Genomic DNA, 18,356 nt, shown 5'->3' with positions numbered 1-18,356 from the left:
GTATGTTAAGTTTAACACGAGTAAGTGGGGGATAATTTTATATGATTCAATATAAAAGATGCAGTGAAGTAAATATAGATTTAGTGTATGAGGCTTTTAAGGATGGGTTTTCAGATTATATTATTAAGATGGAAGTTTCAAAAGAAGATTTTATAAAAAGATTTTTTGGAGCAGAAGGGAATTCGTTAGAACACTCGTTTCTTTCTTTAGATGGTGACAAACCAGTTGGTGTAATACTTGGTGGTATTAAGATTTATGAAAGTATAAAAACAATGCGTTGTGGAACATTAGCTATTCACCCTAGGTATCGCGGTATTGGTGTGAGTCAAAAGTTATTTGAACTGCATAAAGATGAAGCGATTCAAAACGGGTGTAAGCAACTTTTTCTTGAAGTCATTGTAGGTAATGACCGAGCGATTCGTTTTTATAATAAATTAGGCTATGAAAAAGTGTACGATCTATCTTATTATAATTTAAAAGATATGACTAAAATAATGCTAAAAGAATGTAAAGGAATTGAAGTAAAACAATTAGAATTTGCAGCTTTTAAAGTTGAAATTCAAAAATGGTTACACTTCCATATAAACTGGCAAAATGATATGGATTATATCGAAAAAACAAATCATACATTTTACGGTGCATATGTCAATAATGATTTAAAAGGTGCTATATGTATGAATGAACAAGGTAAAATTAGTTTTCTTTTCGTAGACAAAGATTATAGAAATCGTAGTATTGGATCAAAATTATTACAAGTAGCAAGAGATGAGTTGAATTTAGAAAGTTTATCAATTGGATTTCCAAATAACAATTTACTAGAAGGATTTTTAAAGAAAACCGGATTTGAAAAGAATCCTTTAGCACAATATGAAATGTATGTATTGATATAATAAGCGGGAGAATTTATTCTTTCGCTTTTTATTTTTGTACTATATTGATATTTTACTTTGTATAATATTCTTTTTTTATGTAGAATAGATAGGATGGGAGGGGATGAAATGAATAATGGATTAAAGTTTAAGATTTTTGAATTGCATTGTTTCGTTCAAAAGACTTATTCTGATATGAAAATAGCATGTGATATTGCTATTTATCAAGAAAACACTTCTAAATATTTAATTTCATTAGGTTTTTTAAATAAATCATACATGACTTATATAGAAACAAAAAGATTTTATCGTGAAAATGAAGAGCTTGTAAGTGTAGAATTTGATAATTTCTTTGATACATATGATATATTAGAACTGGAGTTAAAAAAAGTTATTTCAACTGAAGATAAGAATCCTTCATTGTTACATAGTAGATTTGATCAGTTTCAGCAGAAAGTTGAAAATATAAATGACCTAATAAAAGTAATGCAAAATGCTCGTTAATGAATGCTTTTTCTGTTTTATATAGAAATTATGCATTAAAAATATATTAGGGATATTACATATTGAAGAGGTGACTTTTGTTGATTACAGAAGTCATCTTTTTACATTAGAAATAGATTGTATAAATTTTAGTAATTTCATATTTTAGGAAATCATAAGAGGGAAATAACATGAAAAATAAAAAAGAAATAGCTATAGTTGCATTAACAACAGGATTAGCTTTAACAAGCATAGTACCATACGAGATAGGTTATGCGGAGGAAACGGATCAAATGCAAGTTGATATTCAAGAGGATTCGTTCCGTACAGGTGAACTTACAAAACCATCACAAAAAACGCCAGAGAACGTAGTGAAAGATGCACTTAAGGAAAAGACGGAACATGCTTTGTCACCAAAACAAGTGAGTGGAGACAAAGGGGTAGATTACGAAGTTGTTCAAAAACGTGGTTCTTATGATGGGACTACACTTGTTCGTATGCAACAAATATATGAAGGTAAAGAAGTATACGGACACCAATTGACTGCTCATGTAGATAAAAAGGGTATTATTAAAAGTGTTTCAGGGGAAAGTGCACAAAACTTAGAAAAAGAAGATTTAAAGAATCCTATTAATTTATCAAAAGAAGAAGCAAAACAATATATTTATACGAAGTACGGAAATGATATTCAATTTATTTCTGAGGCAGAAGTTAAGGAAGTTATTTTTGTTGATGAAAATCGTGGGCAAGCTACAAATGCATATCAAGTTACATTTGCAGCTGCCACACCAAACTATGTATCTGGAACTTATTTAGTGGATGCTCATAGTGGTGATATGTTGAAAAATATGGTGCAAGAGTCAGATTTAAAAGTGAATGAAGAGCGTGTTGAAGCTATTCAGGAGAGTAAAAAAAGTAATTTTAAATCATTAACCGGGACTGGAAAAGATGATTTAGGAATAACTCGTACATTCGGTATTTCTGAACAAAGTAACGGGAAATATGCGCTTGCTGATTATACAAGAGGGCAAGGAATTGAGACGTATGATGTAAATTATAGAGATATTACTTTTGAAGAAAAATATTATCCTGGTATATTAACAACTAGCACATCAACAACATTTAATGACCCAAAAGCGGTAAGTGCTCATTTCTTAGCGACAAACGTATATGATTTTTATAAAGACAAATATAAGCGTAATAGTTTTGATAATAAAGGGAAAAAAGTAGTTTCAGTTGTACATGCATGGGATTCTGGAGAAACAAATGATCCTAAAAATTGGGGGAATGCATTTAGCGCTAATATTAACAATGTTAGTATGCTTATATATGGTGATCCAATGGTTAGATCGTTTGACATAGCGGGTCATGAATTTACACATGCGGTTACATCTAGTGAATCTAATCTTGAATTTTTTGGAGAATCTGGAGCAATTAACGAGGCGTTATCTGATATTATGGGAACGGCTATTGAGAAATATATAAATAATGGGGAATTTAATTGGACAATAGGAGAACAAAGTGGATCAGTTCTCCGTAATATGAAAAATCCATCTTCAGTCAAATTCTTTAATGGAGTACCGTATCCAGATGATTATAGCAAATACAGTGATTTAAACGGAGAGGATAATGAGGGCGTTCATTTCAACTCAAGTATTATTAATAAAGTCGCGTATTTAATTGCACAAGGTGGCACTCATAACGGTGTAACTGTAAATGGTATTGGTGAAGATAAAATGTTTGATATTTTCTATTATGCAAATACTGATGAATTGAATATGACTTCTAATTTCTCTGAATTAAGATTAGCGTGTCTTAAAGTTGCAACAAATAAATATGGGGCAAATTCCATTGAGGTTGAAACGGTCCAAAAAGCTTTTGATGCAGCAAAAATTAAAGGAACAGTGAAAGAAAACGAAAAAACTGAGGCAAACCAAGTCCCAGAGCTAACAGTACCGCCAACAATTACACTACGTGTCGGTGATAAGTTTGACCCAATGAGCAATATAAAAGCTATTGATAAGGAAGATGGTGATTTAACAAATCGAGTAGAACATAAAGGTGATGTAGACACTTCTAAACCAGGCAAATACATTGTGGAGTACTCTGTCGTTGATTCTCAAGGTGGGAAAGCAACGGTAACACGAACTGTAATTGTAGAGGGAGATGGAGAAACATCAGATCTAAAACCTACATTAACAGTTCCTATTGCAACGACAATTACTGTAGGAGAATCATTCGATCCGATGGCAAAAGTAAAAGCTATTGATAAAGAAGACGGCGATCTTACTTCTAAAGTAAAAGTTGAGGGGGAAGTAGATACCTCTAAAGTCGGTACTTACATAGTAACGTATACAGTTACAAATTCTAAAGGCCATGAAGAAATTGCGAAACAAACTGTAACAGTCACAGGTAGAGAAGAAGTTAAGAATGACATACCAATACTAAAAGTACCTTCTACAACTACAATTACTAAGGGAGATGAATTCAATCCAATGGTAGGTGTATCAGCTACGGATAAAGAAGACGGTGATCTTACTTCTAAAGTAGTATATAAAGATATTGGAGATACCACTAAAGCTGGTACTTTTGAAATAATATATAGTGTCACAGATTCTGTAGGTAATAAGGTACATGCAATACAAAAAGTATTAGTGAAGGATACAGACGCTAGCAAAGCTAAAGGTAGTACTAATAACAGTAATAACGGTAATATCCAAAACAACAGTAATTCCGATAAAAAAGAATCTACATATAAAGAGCTTCCAAACACGGGGGGCAGTACAACTAATAGTACAACAATGGGCTTATGGATGGTTTTTGCAGGTATAGTGTTCACTTTAGTTCGCAAATTTAGAAAAATATAAAAGTAGATAGTACAGCTTATTCGTTTGAAGAATAGAGTACAAAAATAATTGTGCATCATGAATTGTTTCCATAACTCATTTTTGTTAAAGCAATCACCATTTTTTCTTAATTTATTTTAGAAGGTAGAATAATAGTAAACATAGAATATATTAATAATTAAAATGTTTACGAAGTGAAGGTGATGGCAATAAAACAAGACGAAATTAAAGTAGTAGTCGGAGCAGGGGTGTTTAATAATAATCCTGGATGGATACAAACGCAAGAAAATGAACTTAATTTACTAGATAAAGCTACGTGGGAAGAAAGATTTGAATACAATTCTATTTCAGCTATCTTAGCTGAGCATGTATGGGAACACCTTACGTTTGAAGAAGGTGTATGAGCTGCTGAAATTTGCTATGAATTTTTAAAGCAAGAGGGGCATATTCGGTGCGGCGTTCCTGATGCATTTTTTCGAGATGAGGCGTACCAAAATGTAGTTCAAATAGGTGGACCTGGCCCAAAAGATCACCCAGCAGCAAGTCATAAAATCGTTCATAATTATAAAACATTAACGAAAATGTTTGAAACTGCTGGATTTGAGGTAGTTTTGCTTGAATATTGTGATGAAAATGGTCAGTTTTATTACAATGAATGGGATGCAAACGACGGTGTTATTTTCCGCTCGAAAAGGTATGATTCTAGAAATAAAGGTGATAAACTTGGTTTTCCATCGTTAATTGTTGATGCGATTAAGCGGTAAATCATTAAAGTAAATTACGTGCTTATAATATAAAATTATGAATTGTAGTGGAGTTTATTTGTTTATACTATTTTATTATAAAAATCGCAGAAAGTATTCTTTCTGCTTTTTATTTTGCAAAGGGGACGAATATAATATGCAACCTATAAAACAAGTGGCATTAACATGCATTACTCATGATCCAACAGGGAGCTTATTATCTACAATAAAAGAGCTAAAAGAGAAATTAATACATTTAAATTATCATAAAAAATATATAACAATTAGTAATGTAACACCTAAAGAAATTGTAAAAGAACTAGAGGAATGTAACTTCCATATAAATATAGTAGAAAAATCAGGGGTAGGGAACGCACGTAGGGATTGTTTGAATTTTGTTAGTAACTATGATCATGATTACTATCACTATTGTGATTTTGATCGTTTGCTAACTTGGATGAAAGAATATCCAGCTGAGCTCGATACGTTCATTCAGAATATAGTAGATGTAGATTACTTAATCATTGGCAGAACGGATCGAGCTTTTCAGACACATCCTGAAGAATGGCAAGCTACAGAAACAGTATCAAATAAAATTATGTCATTACAATTAGGGAAACAAGTAGATATTACAGCAGGTTCATGTGGGATTTCAAAACAAGCAGCTGATTACATAATAAAATATTCTAAATGCAGAATGACTGATGGTGAATGGCCGATGATTATAAAAGAATTTACCGATTTTAAAATCGGGTATATTGCAGTAGATGGTTTAAAATACGTCAATAGTCTTAATCAAGATAATATTACTGATCCAATAAAAGCATGGTCAACCAGATTAGAACTTTCATATGTAATAAGTCAATCAATTATGAATATAACAAAAACCACTTAAACTAAGTGGGGTGGAATAGATATTTCTTTTTTTTATAAAATCGTGTAAAATAGAACATACATTCGGGTTTAAAGGGGGTTAATTAATAATGTTAGCTGTAATAAATAAACAAGATAATGAATACGTAGTACAATTTGATCGTCATTTTTCATATTCAATAGAAGAAGTTTGGTCGGTTTTAACAGAAAATAGTAAGTTAAAAAAATGGATGTCCAATTTGCAGATTGAAAGCCTTAAAACAAATGGTGTAATAAAGTTCGACATGATGGATGGTTCATTTATAAATATTGATATTATAGAGTGTCAACAAAACTCAGTGCTTGAATTTACTTGGGATAAAGATCGGGTCCGATTTGAAATACATAAAGAGGATAATGGTACCCTTTTACTTCTCAAAGAATACATTCATGAATTAACTGATCATACACCGAAAGATATAGCAGGTTGGCATATTTGTTTAGATCTTTTTTCTGCCGTTTTAGAAGGAGAAGAAAAAGAATTTTCTAAAGATAAATGGCAACAATGGTTTGAAATATATAAAGATAAGGTTTTTGAATTAAGAGGATAATAACGTTAAAGGTTATATTAATTATGTAATTATTATATTATAAAAATAATTGTTGAGATTAAAAACGGTTGATGAGTGGTATTGTTGTTTGTTAATTTTTTTGTTTTATTGTCTGTTTTTTTTGCATTTAACAGAAATATATACTTGAATGAAGTATATATTTCTGTTAAATTTATCCTATGGATAGAACGAGTTTAATTAAAGGGCATTTAGAAATGTGTGTATTATCTATTTTGTCAAAAAAGAAAAGTTATGGTTATGAGATTATGAAAGAGCTAGAAGTACACAATTTAAAGTTGAAAGGAGTAGGAAGTATTTATCCAATTTTAACTAAGTTAAAAAATCAAGAATGGGTTAATACTTATCAAGAAGTAACAGACAGTGGTAAAGTTAGAATTTATTATGAAATTAATGAAAACGGTAAAATACGTCTTGAGAAGAAAATTAATGAGTGGTTAGAATTGCAATCGGATATTCAAACATTATTAAAAAGCGGTTTGAAAGGAGACCTTCTGAAATGAGGAATAGATTGATAGGTAAAGAAAAGCAATTTTTAACAGACGTACTAAAGGAATTAAAGCAATACGATATTAGTTTAGAAGAAAGGGAAAATATTAAGCGACAAATATTAGAACATATTCAAGAATGTCGTGAACATGGTGAAGACAGTATAGATGATTTAGGTACCCCTCAATTATTTGTTCAAGATTTTATAGAAATAAATGAAATTGATTTACAAGTTAAAATGAAACAACTTCAAAATGAAAAAGGAAAATACAACACATTTGTCTTACGTGGCATATTCATCGCATTTATTACTTACCTCATCTCGCAAACTACATTTTCAATATTTTTAACTGAATCATTTAACCAACCTAATAGTAAAGATATATTTGATGGAATGTCAACACTAGACTGGACAATTTTTATAAGGTCTGTTTCTTATATTCCACTGGCGTTAAATAGCCTAGTGTTCCGTGAATTCGAATGTTGTTAAACCAATGAACATAATCATCAAGTTCAAGAGCGAGCTGTTCAAGAGAAGCGAAGTGTGCTCCGTTTGCGAATTCTGTTTTAAACACTTTGAACATCGCTTCGGCCACAGCGTTATCGTAGGGGCAGCCCTTCATACTTAATGATCGTTGAATTCTGAATGTTTCTAAAGCCTCTGAAATCAGTTTATTATCAAACTCTTTTCCTCGGTCTGTATGAAACATCTTGATGTTATGTAAATTTCCTTTAATACTCGCTAATGCTTTATACACAAGGTCTGCTGTCTTATTTGGACCAGCACTGTAACCTATAATTTCTCGGTTGAAAAGGTCCACAAATAAGCATACATAGTGCCATTTTTTTTCAACACGGACGTATGTTAAATCACTGACAACTACAGCTAATTGCTCTTCTTGTTTAAACTGACGTTGTAACTCATTTTTGATTGGTGCTTCATTACAGGTTTGTTTATACGGCTTGTATTGTGACACCGTATAATTTGATACAAGTCCTAATTGTTTCATAATTCGACCGATTCGACGTCTAGAAACGACCATCTTCTGTTTCTTTAATTCTACTTTGAGTTTACGAGTACCATAGTTACTACGGCTTTCTTTAAAGAGTCGTTCTATTTCGTTGGAAAGCTCAACGTCTTCTTTTTCATGTGCGTCTTGTTCACGCGGCTTGGCGTGATAGTAGTAGGTACTTTTGGCGATGTTAAGGACGTTACACATTGCTGATACTGAATATTTGTGAGTGTTATTTCGGATCACATCTATTTTCGTCCCATGATCAGCGCTGCTTGCTTTAAAATGTCATTCTCCATCATTAAACGTTGATTTTCTTTACGTAATCTGATTAACTCATTTTCTTCTTCTGTCCGATTTTCTTTAGCAGTAAATGTCCCAGTTTCTTGATGATTCTTAATCCAGCGATCCAACGCAGAAGGCGTTATTTCATATTCTCGACAGATATCTGCACGGGACTTTCCATTTCCATATAGCTTTACTAATTGAAGTTTAAATTCTGGTGTAAAAGTTCGACGTTGACGTGACATAGTAGCACGCTCCCTTAGGTTAGTATGTTAAGTCTACTAGCCCTTATAGTATCTGTCCAACTTAGTGTAGCCGATTCATGATTATAATATTTTATATCGTATATCAGAGAATCAATGGTGGAACTCATTATTAATAATGAGTAGTTTTACAATCTCTGTAGTAGTATTTATTAGTTTAGTAAATTATAAAAAAAGAAAGCTATCTAAAGTATAATGAAGAAAACTATCTATAAATTATTCCAAATATGTATTCTTTGTAATGTATTAGTAGTATGTATCGTTCATCCAAAAGTGTATGCTCAGCACAATATTAAAGCTACTTTAGATAAGTATATTGAAGAATTTATAAATGAACAGAATATTCCAGGAGTTGCTGTTGCAATTGTACATAATAAAGAAGTATTCTTCACAAAAACGATGGGGGTTACTGGAGAATCTGAAAAAAAGGTAACTAGTAAAACGCCATTTGCAATCGGCTCAATAAGTAAATCTTTAACAGCTTTAGCTATAGTGAAATTAATAGAAGATAAAAAAATAAAATTAGAGGATCCAGTTCAACGATATCTCCCCTGGTTTAAACTAAAAAATGCTCAAATATCCTCAACTATAACAATCCAACATCTACTAACTCATACAAGCGGAATCAACACATATGAAGGCTTAGCATTATCAGATAAGCAATCTAAAAGTTCTACAGCATTAAAAGAAAATGTAATGAAACTTTCAAATGTAAAAGTAACTGCTTCACCAGGTGAAAAATATCAATATAGTAATGCAAATTATATTGTTTTAGGCGCACTTATTGAAGAAGTCACAAATGAAACATATTCATCATATATGGAAAAGTATATTTTTCAGCCGTTAAATATGAATGGCGCGGCAGCAAGTAAAGAAACTGCATATGAAAAAGGCTATTTAACAGGTTATCAGTCGTGGTTTGGCATACCAAGAAAAAGTGTAGTGTTCTATGATAATGCCGGGGCACCATATGGTTATATTACCGCGAATTTGGAAGATATGATTCAATTCATTATGTTTTTGAATCGCCAAGAAAATCCTCAATTTTTAAAGCAAGAAAACATGGATCTTTATCTTTCACCACTTTATCAAATAAATTCAGAAAAAAGTTATGGTTTTGGATTAAGAACAACAAATATAAATGAAAGCGAAACGATGATTTGGCATTCAGGATCAACGCCCGATGCTCGTGCAGAAATATTTACTTTAAATAAAAGTGGCTGGAGTGGTGTGATTTTAACAAATAAAAATCATGTATTAGAAGAAACCGCACTATCAGATTTGAAAAAGGGGATTATTAGTATTTTGAATGGAGAAGAACCGGTTGATATCCCTAAAAAAATACCATTAACACAAATTATTTTGTTGGTAGTTACACTCATACTTTTCATAATATCAATTATGTTAATTAAAAAGTATAAACATATGAAAACTGTAAAAAAGGTAATTTGGTTATTCATAGGGAGTCTATCCCTACTATTATCTATTATTTTCATCCCACTTTTTACTTATAGTACGAGTTCACCTTGGCGTACGATTAAAATATTTGCGCCAGACGTAGCTTTATTTACAAGTATTAGTGTAACTTTATTAGCTGTTAACGGACTAATATCAATTTTTATAGCTTTAAGAAGGAGGTAAGTAGAAGGGGAAAGAATGAAAGAAATATAAGTTAAGTGTTAGAAACAGTTGACTCTCACACAATGTCATTGTTTAAGATGAAGTTGAACTTCGAAGTAGATGTAATTTATAGGAGGAAATTATGTTTAAAATAGGAGACTTTTCAAAACTATCTTCCATTAGTATTCGGATGTTGAGACACTACGATAAAGTGGAATTATTACAACCAATAAAAGTTGATGAGCAGAGTGGATACCGATACTATTCAGCAGCCCAATTAAAGAAAGTAAATCAAATTCAAACGTTAAAAAATATGGGATTTAATATCGCTACCATTAAAGAAATAATAGAATGCGATAATATAGATGGTATTAAGGAGCAATTTTTAAATCGTAGTGCTCAAATTAAAGAAGACATGACTAACCTCAAAAAACAATTACGTCTCCTCGAAGATTCAATGAAAACGATGAGAGAGGATGTTGTTGAGATGAATTACCACGTTTCAATAAAAGAAATTCCAGAAAGATATGTAGCCAGTGTTAGAAAGGTTATTCCATCATATAATTGTGAAGGCGATTTATGGACCATGTTAATGCAAGAAATTCATATAAAAAATATTAGTATGGCCCATCCGAGTTATAGTATCGCTGTCTTCCATGATCAAGAATACAAAGAAAATGATGTAGATGTAGAAATACAGCTAAATATCTTAGGAAAGCATGAAAATACAAAAGATGTTTATTTTCAAAAAATAGAGCCAATCAAAGTAGCTTCTGTAACAGTAAGCGGAAGTTATGAACAAATGACAAAGGTAAATGAAGCAGCCGCAAAATGGATTGAGACAGAAGGTTACGAATTAGCAGGCCCGATGTTTAATATTTATCATGTGAGTCCAGCAATGGAGTCGGATGCTAATAAGTGGGTTACAGAAGTTTGTTATCCAGTTAAATGATTGTAAAGAAAAAAGGCATATCATAATGCCTTTTTTCTTTATAAACTTATCCGTAATTGCAATTAACCAATCATAGTTATCTTTCCTTTCATCATAGTTTTCGTATTGGACTATATAGTGCAATAAAAACTTCAACTAGCTTCGTGAAAGCAGCTAAAACAAATACAAACACTGGATTATAAGCTGAAATAATGCCTCCCGCTAATGCTCCGAGTGGCATAGCTAATCGTGTAAGTACACGTGAAAATCCTAAAACTCTCCCTTGCATATTTGATGGAACTGTTTCCTGACGAATTGTGGCTACAATTGTATTCCATGCAATATTACAAGTCATTGCAACACCGAAAGCAATTCCGGGAGCGAGCCAATATGTGCTCCAAAGTGCAAAAGTTAAGCCAATTGCCCCAACAAATAAGAGTAAAGGGATTAGTATACCGCGCTGTAACCTCTTTTCTAAAGGAACTGCAATCAAGCTTCCTAAAAGACCACCTATTCCAATTAATGAATAATTCACCCCACTTTGTTCTGGGGTAAGTTGTAATGTGGATAATAAATAATACATGAATACACCTAAAACCGCACTTGCTCCAAAGTTTCCTATCATAGCTTGAAAAGATAAAGCTATATTTAAGCGATCATTTTTGAGCCATGTAAATCCATTAACCAAATCAGATAGTACATTTTGAAGTGTATTTTTATCTTCACATTTTTTATTTGTGGTTTTCATAGACGGTAATAACATCACAGCAACTAATGTTGCAATAAATGAAAGAACATTAATCCAAAGCAACTGAAAGCCGCCAAAAAAAGAAATGAAAACCCCAGCTATCATTGGACCAAATAAACTAGCCAATTGATTGACATTTGATAGAAAGAATTGGTCTTCGTTAAGGATTCTCCAGCAATTTGCGGAATGACTGTAACAGTTGTTACATCAAAAAGCATGGACATAACTGCTAAAATAAAAGTAATTATGTACAAGTGCCATATTTCTAATAGATGTAATGAATGTAGTATTGGAACAAGACTAACTAAAATAATATTAGTAATATCCGCTACCAAAAGTAACTTTTTTCGATCATAACGATCAATTATTACACCAACTAAAGGGCCAAATAAAACGATTGGCAATACGTTAATAGCAAATAAAGAACTCATTATTACAGCTGAGCCGGTTAATTGATAGGCAATCCAAGGTAACGCAAAAGTATACAATGAGTCTCCAATTCGTGAAATGAGTAAACCAAAAATAAAAATCTTGTATTCTTTAGAAAAAGTTGTCTTTACGGTAAGGCTACGTTCTTGTATAAGTTTCACACTGTTTATACCACCTTTATTATAGAGGAATTTGAAAATAATCCGTCCAATACTTGTTATATATATAATTCTGTAATTTTTTTGTGAATCCTACTTTTTACATATATTTAAAGAAGGAAATAAAAATGAAGAATGTAAAAGCAGTCTGTACTGTTTTAGATAGTATGTGTGGTTGGGGGGAGATGTAGATTATACACATAAATAAACCATAAAAATGTTATGTAAACTATTTGTGCATATGGAATATATTTTCCTTATAATTTGCATTTTATAATATATAATAGAAAGTAATTAAGGACGGTTATTTGAAAGGAGTGATGTTTTATGAACAAACAGAAGAAAATCAAGCATGAGGTAAAAATAATTTGAGTATGCGTATCCAATTAATAGCTGAATAGTATTTCTAATAAAAATAATGTTTTAGATAAAGCTAAAACTAATAACGAAGCAATTTTTTGAAGAATTTATAATTGAAAGGTAAGGGTGTTTCTCTGAATATATGAGGGAAAAACCTTACCTTTTATAGTTTTATTTCTGAACAACAAACGTAATAGCATTTGTTTTTAATTGAATATGCCTTTCATCGCGAACAATATCATAGACTAATTCTTTTATTTCAACTTTAATTTCTTTCCATTCCTTATAAATACTTTTTAATAGATATATCATATCTTCAGTAGGAAGGTTAATTTCAATTAAAGCATCTAACTCTTCATTTGTATGTAAGTCAATTTCTTGTATGTTCGAATTAATAATTAAACAATTCATACCGTCGCTTTTTGTACCTTCTTTTATGGAATGGAGCACTTTTTTTAAATCTTCTTCTGATTGAACATGCTCTAAACTGGATACTGCAACGATATAATCATAAGTATTAGGTTGGATATAGTAGTTTTCAATTGCTACTTGTTCTGTTTTAATATTATTAATTACACCATATTCTTTACTATAAGTTTGTAATTTTGTTAAAGCAGAATCAAGTAAATCCACACATGTAACAGTACCACTCGCATTTTGAATCTTTTGGGCAATGGGAATACTATTTCTTCCAACGCCAGAGCCGAGATCAAGTACTTGCAAGTTGTTGTTTCCTTCAAAATAATCCATCAAATCCATAACTGTTTTAACCGGCTTGTACAGCCAAGAACCAGTTTCAAATAGTTTATATTGTTCATAGCAAAGGTCATGATATTTCTTTTCTTCTTGTCTTATAAAATTAATGCGATTCATAGTGTTTCAGCTCCAATATTATTATTGTAAAATGAATGGGTAGGACAACCTTTTACATTTGTTTGAATCCGAAAAATACCACCAGCATGTGGATATTGCTTTAATTCGTCATCCGTCATTCTTGTTCTGGCTGTTGTAACATATAGGTCGGTTAAATTAGGCCCTCCAAATGTACAAGATGTTACATATAGCGCTGGAATCGGGATACTTAATATTTGTTCACCAGTTGAAGGGTTCCATCTAGTAATCTTTGAACCTCCCCAATGAGCAATCCATAAGCAACCTTCCTCGTCAATTGTCATACCATCAGGTAGACCGTCATTTTCGGGGAAAATAATTACATCACTTGGATTACGAATTACTCCAGAGCATATATCATAATGAAAACGAACTACTTTTTTAGTAGGTGTATCGATATAGTAAAGGTATGTATGGTCAGGTGACCAAGCTATGCCATTTGATGTATTTACATGTGAAACTTTTTTCTCTACCTTTAAATTATTATGTAAACAATACAAGGAGCCAGCAGCATTAATACCGTATGTATCTGTAGTACCTGCCAAAAAACGTCCTGCCGGATCGCATTTTCCATCATTAAAACGATTTTTAAATAAATGTGGTTCAGGGTCAAAAATATGTGTCAGTTTTTCTGTTTCTACATTAATAGAATAAAAGCCATTTTCCATAGCTAGGAGTAGTATGTCAGCTAAATATGGAACAACACAGCCAATTTGTTGATTGAGAGCAATTACTCGGTTTGTATTAGCGGTAAGACTAAATATGCATAATTGTTTCTCCACAATATCAACCCAGTATAAAAGTTGCTTTTTTTCATTCCAAGATGGTCCTTCAGCTAAACTTGCTTTCGCATCTAAAACTAATTCTATATTACTGTCCAAGATGTTCACCTCGCTTTATAAGATATTTATATAATTCGATAAGAATAGGGGCAAACCTTTTAATCAGAAAATATTAAGATTTGTACCATGGAAAAAATGATTTTCTCGAGTGATTAAAAAAATGTATAAATATTGAGAGGAAAATGCATATGATGTTTTATGAAATTGTTTGTTTTTCTTGTAAAAATATATTTCGTGTGTATGAAGGCAGTGAAAAATATAAGCGATTTAAAGAGAAACCAAAAGGGGTATATTGTTGTGATGAGTGTAGTCATAAAATTCAATTAGAGGCGATAAAGAATTTTTTTAGATAAGTATATGTTTTTGATTCGGAAAAATTTGACAATAAAACTATTTTAAATTATCATATGAAAAAACTAATATGTAAAATGGCATGGAAGAGAAGAGTAGTTAAGAAAGAATACGTACAGAGAGCTCTGGTAGCTGAGAAAGAGCAGTATACATCTTAATGAAAAAAGACTTGGAGCTGCGCAAAGAACTAATTTATTTAGGGATGGTGCGACGGGATCTCCCGTTATAGAGATAGGGTATAAGCATATTTTGCCGTACCTGAAGAGGTTAGTATGGCGACATATTAACAAACTGAGGTGGTACCGCGAAGCTAATAACTCTCGTCCTCAAGATGAATAATCTTGGGGGTGGGAGTTTTTTTAGTGCAAAAAAATGAAAATGTGAGAACAAAAATATAATTGAGGTGAGTAGTATATGCATTGGGCGTATGAAGTAGCACACGAATTAATTAGAAAACATCCAAACAAAGAAACTTTTGTTTGCTCATCTGGAATTAGTCCATCTGGTTCTGTTCATATTGGGAACTTTCGTGAAATCGTAACGACTTATTTTGTTGTAAGGGCGCTTCAAGATTTAGGGAAAAAGACTCGTTTTATATTTTCATGGGATGATTACGACAGATTTAGAAAAGTCCCTAAAAATGTTGATTCATCTTTTGTAAAGTATATCGGAATGCCATACTGTGATATACCAGATCCGTATGGATGTCATAATTCATATGCCGAGCATTTTGAAAAAGAGTTTGAGGAATCGCTTCAAGTATTTGGGATTGAAGTGGAATTCATATATCAACATGCTGAATATAGAAGTGGAAGATATAACAAAAACATATTGGAGGCTTTATATAAAAGAAAAGAAATATATGATATTTTAATGAGTTTTAAAACGGGAGAGTGTAGTGAAGAAGAGCGAGAGGGCTTTTATCCGGTTACATTATATTGTGAGAAATGCGGGAAAGATGCGACAACGATTACACATTTTGATGAAGTATTAAAAACAGTTCGGTATGAATGTGAATGCGGAAATCAAACTGAATTATCGGTATTAAATACAAATGAAATGAAACTGAATTGGAAAATCGATTGGCCGATGAGATGGATGATAGAGGATGTTGTTTTTGAGCCGGGCGGAAGAGATCATTCATCAGAAACGGGTAGTTATAATGTATCAAAAGAAATTGCGAGAAAAATATTCAATCGTGAAGCGCCTCATTACATTGCTTACGATTTTATTGGAATTAAAGGGCATCATGAAAAAATGTCTAGTTCCTCAGGGAATAGTATTACACCTAGCGAGTTGCTAAAAGTGTATTTGCCCGAAGTGATTCTATTTATGTTTGCAAAATATAGGCCAGACGCAGCGTTTCATATCGGTCTTGATGAAGATGTAATTCGCAATTATACAGAATATGAACGGTTGAAAGATAGTTATGAGAATAAAACGCTCAAAAATGAAGATTTATTTGATGCAATTAAACTCTCAAAAGTTGATAGCCAGTTTAAAGAATATCCGAGATTTAATCAAGTAGCAGGAACGTTGCCGTTATTAAATTTTGACTCATCTATTTTACAAAATATATTTGGGGAAATAGATAGTAGTTACGGATTACCTGAAATGATTGCGATAAGTAATCGTGCAGAGTATTGGGTAAGAAACTTTCAATCTGAAAAATTAATTGCGGTAAATCAAGAGAGAAATACAGAGTTTTACAACACATTAAATGAAAGACAGAAAGAACGGCTAGTAGAAGTCTGCAACATACTTCGTTCTAACAAAGATTACTCTAACTTAATGGAACAATTGTACGCGCTTTGTCATCATGAAAATAAAAAAATAATGAAAGAAAATCAAAAACAATTATTTATTATAATTTATAGGCTTATTATGAATCAGTCCAGTGGCCCTCGTATACCGTTATTAATACATGTTGTAGGTATCGAAAAATTTATCGAATTATTAGATTTCTAAAAAAAAGCAACGCAAGTACTCAGCTAAGTACTTGCGTTCCAAATTTTACTACCGTGTATACAATTTCGGACATTCATCACCACTAGGTTCATAAAAACAATGACTTTTAAACTGTCCTACAAATGGCTGATTATACCATTCGGGCGGACAAGCTCCAACTGGACGGAAATACCAAAGAGCCCATCTTGCTGGCCAGCGCCACTCACCTTGTAAAACTTTTCGTGCGATTTCTTTTTCTGATTCACGAGCGCGTTGATAAAAATATCCGTATTGCACTGCTTCGAATCCACCAGGGCTTTGATATACAGCGTCACGTACGGTACGGAGTTGTTTAAAATCTAAGCAATCACAAAATACACGATTTACTACTACGCAGCCAACAAGTTGTTCACCTTGTCGACCTTCGCCTTCAGCTTCAGCACGCATTAAACGAGCTAGTAAATCAACATCGCTTTCGTTATATGGAATAAGGGGCATAGTGATACCAACTTTCTTTACCTGTTATAGTAAAGAGTGTATGTATGAAAATAAGCTAAGTGCTTTTCCATATGTAAATTCATTAATTATTAAAAGGAGCTTTTATGAAAAAAGCTAATTAGTAATTGTAGACTAATATAAAGAGGAGAGATAATATGCATCGAATTCAGAAAGACCATATCATTTACGCAATGTCACCAGAAAATAAACCATGTATGGAAGTAGAAATTGGGAGTCGCCTTATATTTGAAACATATGATTGCTTTGAAAATCAAATTAATTCTGAAGATGTTGTGTTCCAAGAGTTAGATTGGAACCGGATTAATCCAGCGACTGGTCCAGTATATATTAATGGTGCAGAACCTGGTGATATATTAGTTGTTACGATTGAAAAGATAAAAATTGTAGAGAAAGGCGTTTTAACTACAGGTGCAAATCTTGGTGTAATGGGTGAAGAGCTACATGAAAATACAGTGAAAATTGTCTCAGTACATAATGAACATGTTTTGTTTTCAAATGAACTACAAATCCCGATTAATCCAATGATCGGTGTAATTGGAACAGCGCCGAAAGAAGCGAGCATTTCATGTGGCACACCACATGATCACGGCGGGAATATGGACTGTAAAGAGATAAAAGAAGGGACAACATTATTATTACCTGTAAATGTTCCTGGTGCTCTATTAGCATTAGGTGATTTACACGCAGCGATGGGTGACGGTGAAATTGGGGTTAGTGGAGTAGAAGTTGCTGGTGAGGTAACCGTAACAGTCCAAATTATAAAAGGGAAAAAATGGCCACTACCAATGGCTATTCAAAAAGAAAAAGTAATGACGATAGCTTCAGAAAAATTGCTAGATGATGCAGCGAATCGTGCTGTACGTAATATGGTGACATTTTTACATGAAGAATTAGAAATGTCTAAAGCTGATGCAACACTTTTATTATCGGCTGCCGGCAATTTAAAAGTTTGTCAAGTGGTTGACCCGCTGAAGACTGCTCGAATGGAATTAGGGATGAATTATGTGGAGAAATTGGGGTTTACTATGAGTGAATTCCATATTAAATAAGAAATGATAGAAGAAGGATGATTTTGTATAAAAGTATCT

At 32.4% G+C, this 18,356-nt stretch carries 16 protein-coding genes, 2 pseudogenes and 1 other annotated feature; of the genes and pseudogenes, 13 read left to right on the top strand and 5 right to left on the bottom strand.

Annotated features, from left to right (window positions below; translation table 11 throughout):
- Window positions 1-41 precede the first annotated feature (41 nt).
- From QCI73_RS14720 to QCI73_RS14685, 8 genes and pseudogenes are all read left to right on the top strand, one after another.
- A complete protein-coding gene (locus QCI73_RS14720) occupies window positions 42-890 on the top strand; it encodes a GNAT family N-acetyltransferase (RefSeq protein ID WP_353823231.1) in 849 nt (282 codons plus the stop codon).
- Between the two features lie 108 nt (window positions 891-998).
- Complete coding sequence (locus tag QCI73_RS14715) at window positions 999-1,373, top strand: hypothetical protein (protein ID WP_353823230.1); 375 nt, start codon at window positions 999-1,001, stop codon at window positions 1,371-1,373.
- Window positions 1,374-1,543: 170 nt separating this feature from the next.
- The gene (locus QCI73_RS14710) at window positions 1,544-4,219 is read left to right on the top strand and encodes a M4 family metallopeptidase (RefSeq protein ID WP_353823229.1); all 2,676 of its coding nucleotides are present in this window, start codon (window positions 1,544-1,546) and stop codon (window positions 4,217-4,219) included.
- A 182-nt stretch (window positions 4,220-4,401) separates the two neighbouring features.
- A pseudogene (locus QCI73_RS14705) lies at window positions 4,402-4,962 on the top strand (class I SAM-dependent methyltransferase).
- A gap of 136 nt (window positions 4,963-5,098) precedes the next feature.
- Complete coding sequence (locus tag QCI73_RS14700; RefSeq protein WP_327924802.1) at window positions 5,099-5,836, top strand: hypothetical protein; 738 nt, start codon at window positions 5,099-5,101, stop codon at window positions 5,834-5,836.
- Window positions 5,837-5,924: 88 nt separating this feature from the next.
- On the top strand, window positions 5,925-6,404 hold the full coding sequence (locus QCI73_RS14695) for an SRPBCC family protein (protein WP_327924801.1): 480 nt from the start codon (window positions 5,925-5,927) through the stop codon (window positions 6,402-6,404).
- 179 nt (window positions 6,405-6,583) lie between these two features.
- On the top strand, window positions 6,584-6,925 hold the full coding sequence (locus tag QCI73_RS14690; RefSeq protein WP_016087774.1) for a PadR family transcriptional regulator: 342 nt from the start codon (window positions 6,584-6,586) through the stop codon (window positions 6,923-6,925).
- Window positions 6,922-7,401 (top strand): hypothetical protein, encoded by a 480-nt coding sequence (locus tag QCI73_RS14685; protein WP_353823228.1) that lies wholly within the window; start codon window positions 6,922-6,924, stop codon window positions 7,399-7,401. Before QCI73_RS14690 ends, QCI73_RS14685 begins: the two co-directional genes overlap by 4 nt.
- Here QCI73_RS14685 and QCI73_RS14680 read toward each other — a convergent pair.
- A protein-coding gene (locus QCI73_RS14680) for an IS3 family transposase (protein WP_085964333.1) occupies window positions 7,331-8,454 on the bottom strand; the annotation gives its coding sequence in 2 pieces (ribosomal slippage) (window positions 7,331-8,208 and window positions 8,208-8,454; 1,125 coding nt in all). The genes QCI73_RS14685 and QCI73_RS14680 overlap by 71 nt on opposite strands.
- 213 nt (window positions 8,455-8,667) lie before the next feature.
- Between QCI73_RS14680 and QCI73_RS14675 the strand changes: the two genes are divergently transcribed.
- Entirely contained in the window at window positions 8,668-10,113 is a 1,446-nt protein-coding gene (locus QCI73_RS14675) for a serine hydrolase (protein ID WP_353823227.1), read from the top strand.
- 121 nt (window positions 10,114-10,234) lie between these two features.
- A complete protein-coding gene (locus QCI73_RS14670) occupies window positions 10,235-11,044 on the top strand; it encodes a MerR family transcriptional regulator (protein WP_353823226.1) in 810 nt (269 codons plus the stop codon).
- A 91-nt stretch (window positions 11,045-11,135) separates the two neighbouring features.
- On the opposite strand, the pseudogene QCI73_RS14665 reads toward QCI73_RS14670, so the two are convergent.
- The 3 genes and pseudogenes from QCI73_RS14665 to QCI73_RS14655 all read right to left on the bottom strand — a co-directional run bounded on the left by QCI73_RS14665 (window position 11,136) and on the right by QCI73_RS14655 (window position 14,490).
- Window positions 11,136-12,361: pseudogene (locus QCI73_RS14665) on the bottom strand (MFS transporter).
- Window positions 12,362-12,889: 528 nt separating this feature from the next.
- Window positions 12,890-13,591, bottom strand: a complete 702-nt coding sequence (locus QCI73_RS14660) for a class I SAM-dependent methyltransferase (RefSeq protein ID WP_353823225.1) — start codon at window positions 13,589-13,591, stop codon at window positions 12,890-12,892.
- On the bottom strand, window positions 13,588-14,490 hold the full coding sequence (locus QCI73_RS14655; RefSeq protein ID WP_327924775.1) for an SMP-30/gluconolactonase/LRE family protein: 903 nt from the start codon (window positions 14,488-14,490) through the stop codon (window positions 13,588-13,590). Before QCI73_RS14655 ends, QCI73_RS14660 begins: the two co-directional genes overlap by 4 nt.
- A gap of 143 nt (window positions 14,491-14,633) precedes the next feature.
- Here QCI73_RS14655 and QCI73_RS14650 point away from each other — a divergent pair, with 143 nt between their 5' ends.
- Together QCI73_RS14650 and lysS are read left to right on the top strand one after the other, a co-directional pair.
- Window positions 14,634-14,804: a DUF2197 domain-containing protein gene (locus QCI73_RS14650; protein ID WP_000551046.1), complete on the top strand. Its 171-nt coding sequence runs from the start codon at window positions 14,634-14,636 to the stop codon at window positions 14,802-14,804.
- A gap of 72 nt (window positions 14,805-14,876) precedes the next feature.
- Window positions 14,877-15,133 (top strand) — a binding site (T-box leader).
- An 83-nt stretch (window positions 15,134-15,216) separates the two neighbouring features.
- Window positions 15,217-16,770, top strand: coding sequence for a lysine--tRNA ligase (gene lysS / locus QCI73_RS14645; RefSeq protein WP_353823224.1), 1,554 nt, complete (start codon window positions 15,217-15,219; stop codon window positions 16,768-16,770).
- Window positions 16,771-16,818: 48 nt separating this feature from the next.
- Here the strand turns inward: lysS and QCI73_RS14640 are convergent, their stop codons facing one another.
- Window positions 16,819-17,247 carry a cell wall hydrolase gene (locus QCI73_RS14640; protein WP_327924772.1) on the bottom strand — a complete coding sequence of 143 codons (429 nt, stop codon included), beginning with the start codon at window positions 17,245-17,247 and terminating at the stop codon, window positions 16,819-16,821.
- Between the two features lie 155 nt (window positions 17,248-17,402).
- Here QCI73_RS14640 and QCI73_RS14635 point away from each other — a divergent pair, with 155 nt between their 5' ends.
- A complete protein-coding gene (locus QCI73_RS14635; protein WP_327924771.1) occupies window positions 17,403-18,317 on the top strand; it encodes an acetamidase/formamidase family protein in 915 nt (304 codons plus the stop codon).
- The last annotated feature ends 39 nt before the right edge of the window (window positions 18,318-18,356 follow it).

Source organism: Bacillus cereus group sp. MG16, assembly GCF_040459875.1.
In the GTDB taxonomy this organism is placed as follows: domain Bacteria; phylum Bacillota; class Bacilli; order Bacillales; family Bacillaceae_G; genus Bacillus_A; species Bacillus_A paranthracis.
This window is presented reverse-complemented; position numbering and strand designations above follow the sequence as displayed.

Bases quoted from the DNA above. Each gene is read 5' to 3' on its own strand.
- QCI73_RS14720 (WP_353823231.1), top strand. From the start codon at position 42: ATGATTCAATATAAAAGATGCAGTGAAGTAAATATAGATTTAGTGTAT.
- QCI73_RS14715 (WP_353823230.1), top strand. From the start codon at position 999: ATGAATAATGGATTAAAGTTTAAGATTTTTGAATTGCATTGTTTCGTT.
- QCI73_RS14710 (WP_353823229.1), top strand. From the start codon at position 1,544: ATGAAAAATAAAAAAGAAATAGCTATAGTTGCATTAACAACAGGATTA.
- QCI73_RS14700 (WP_327924802.1), top strand. From the start codon at position 5,099: ATGCAACCTATAAAACAAGTGGCATTAACATGCATTACTCATGATCCA.
- QCI73_RS14695 (WP_327924801.1), top strand. From the start codon at position 5,925: ATGTTAGCTGTAATAAATAAACAAGATAATGAATACGTAGTACAATTT.
- QCI73_RS14690 (WP_016087774.1), top strand. From the start codon at position 6,584: ATGGATAGAACGAGTTTAATTAAAGGGCATTTAGAAATGTGTGTATTA.
- QCI73_RS14685 (WP_353823228.1), top strand. From the start codon at position 6,922: ATGAGGAATAGATTGATAGGTAAAGAAAAGCAATTTTTAACAGACGTA.
- QCI73_RS14675 (WP_353823227.1), top strand. From the start codon at position 8,668: ATGAAGAAAACTATCTATAAATTATTCCAAATATGTATTCTTTGTAAT.
- QCI73_RS14670 (WP_353823226.1), top strand. From the start codon at position 10,235: ATGTTTAAAATAGGAGACTTTTCAAAACTATCTTCCATTAGTATTCGG.
- QCI73_RS14660 (WP_353823225.1), bottom strand. From the start codon at position 13,591: ATGAATCGCATTAATTTTATAAGACAAGAAGAAAAGAAATATCATGAC.
- QCI73_RS14650 (WP_000551046.1), top strand. From the start codon at position 14,634: ATGCATATGATGTTTTATGAAATTGTTTGTTTTTCTTGTAAAAATATA.
- lysS (WP_353823224.1), top strand. From the start codon at position 15,217: ATGCATTGGGCGTATGAAGTAGCACACGAATTAATTAGAAAACATCCA.
- QCI73_RS14640 (WP_327924772.1), bottom strand. From the start codon at position 17,247: ATGCCCCTTATTCCATATAACGAAAGCGATGTTGATTTACTAGCTCGT.
- QCI73_RS14635 (WP_327924771.1), top strand. From the start codon at position 17,403: ATGCATCGAATTCAGAAAGACCATATCATTTACGCAATGTCACCAGAA.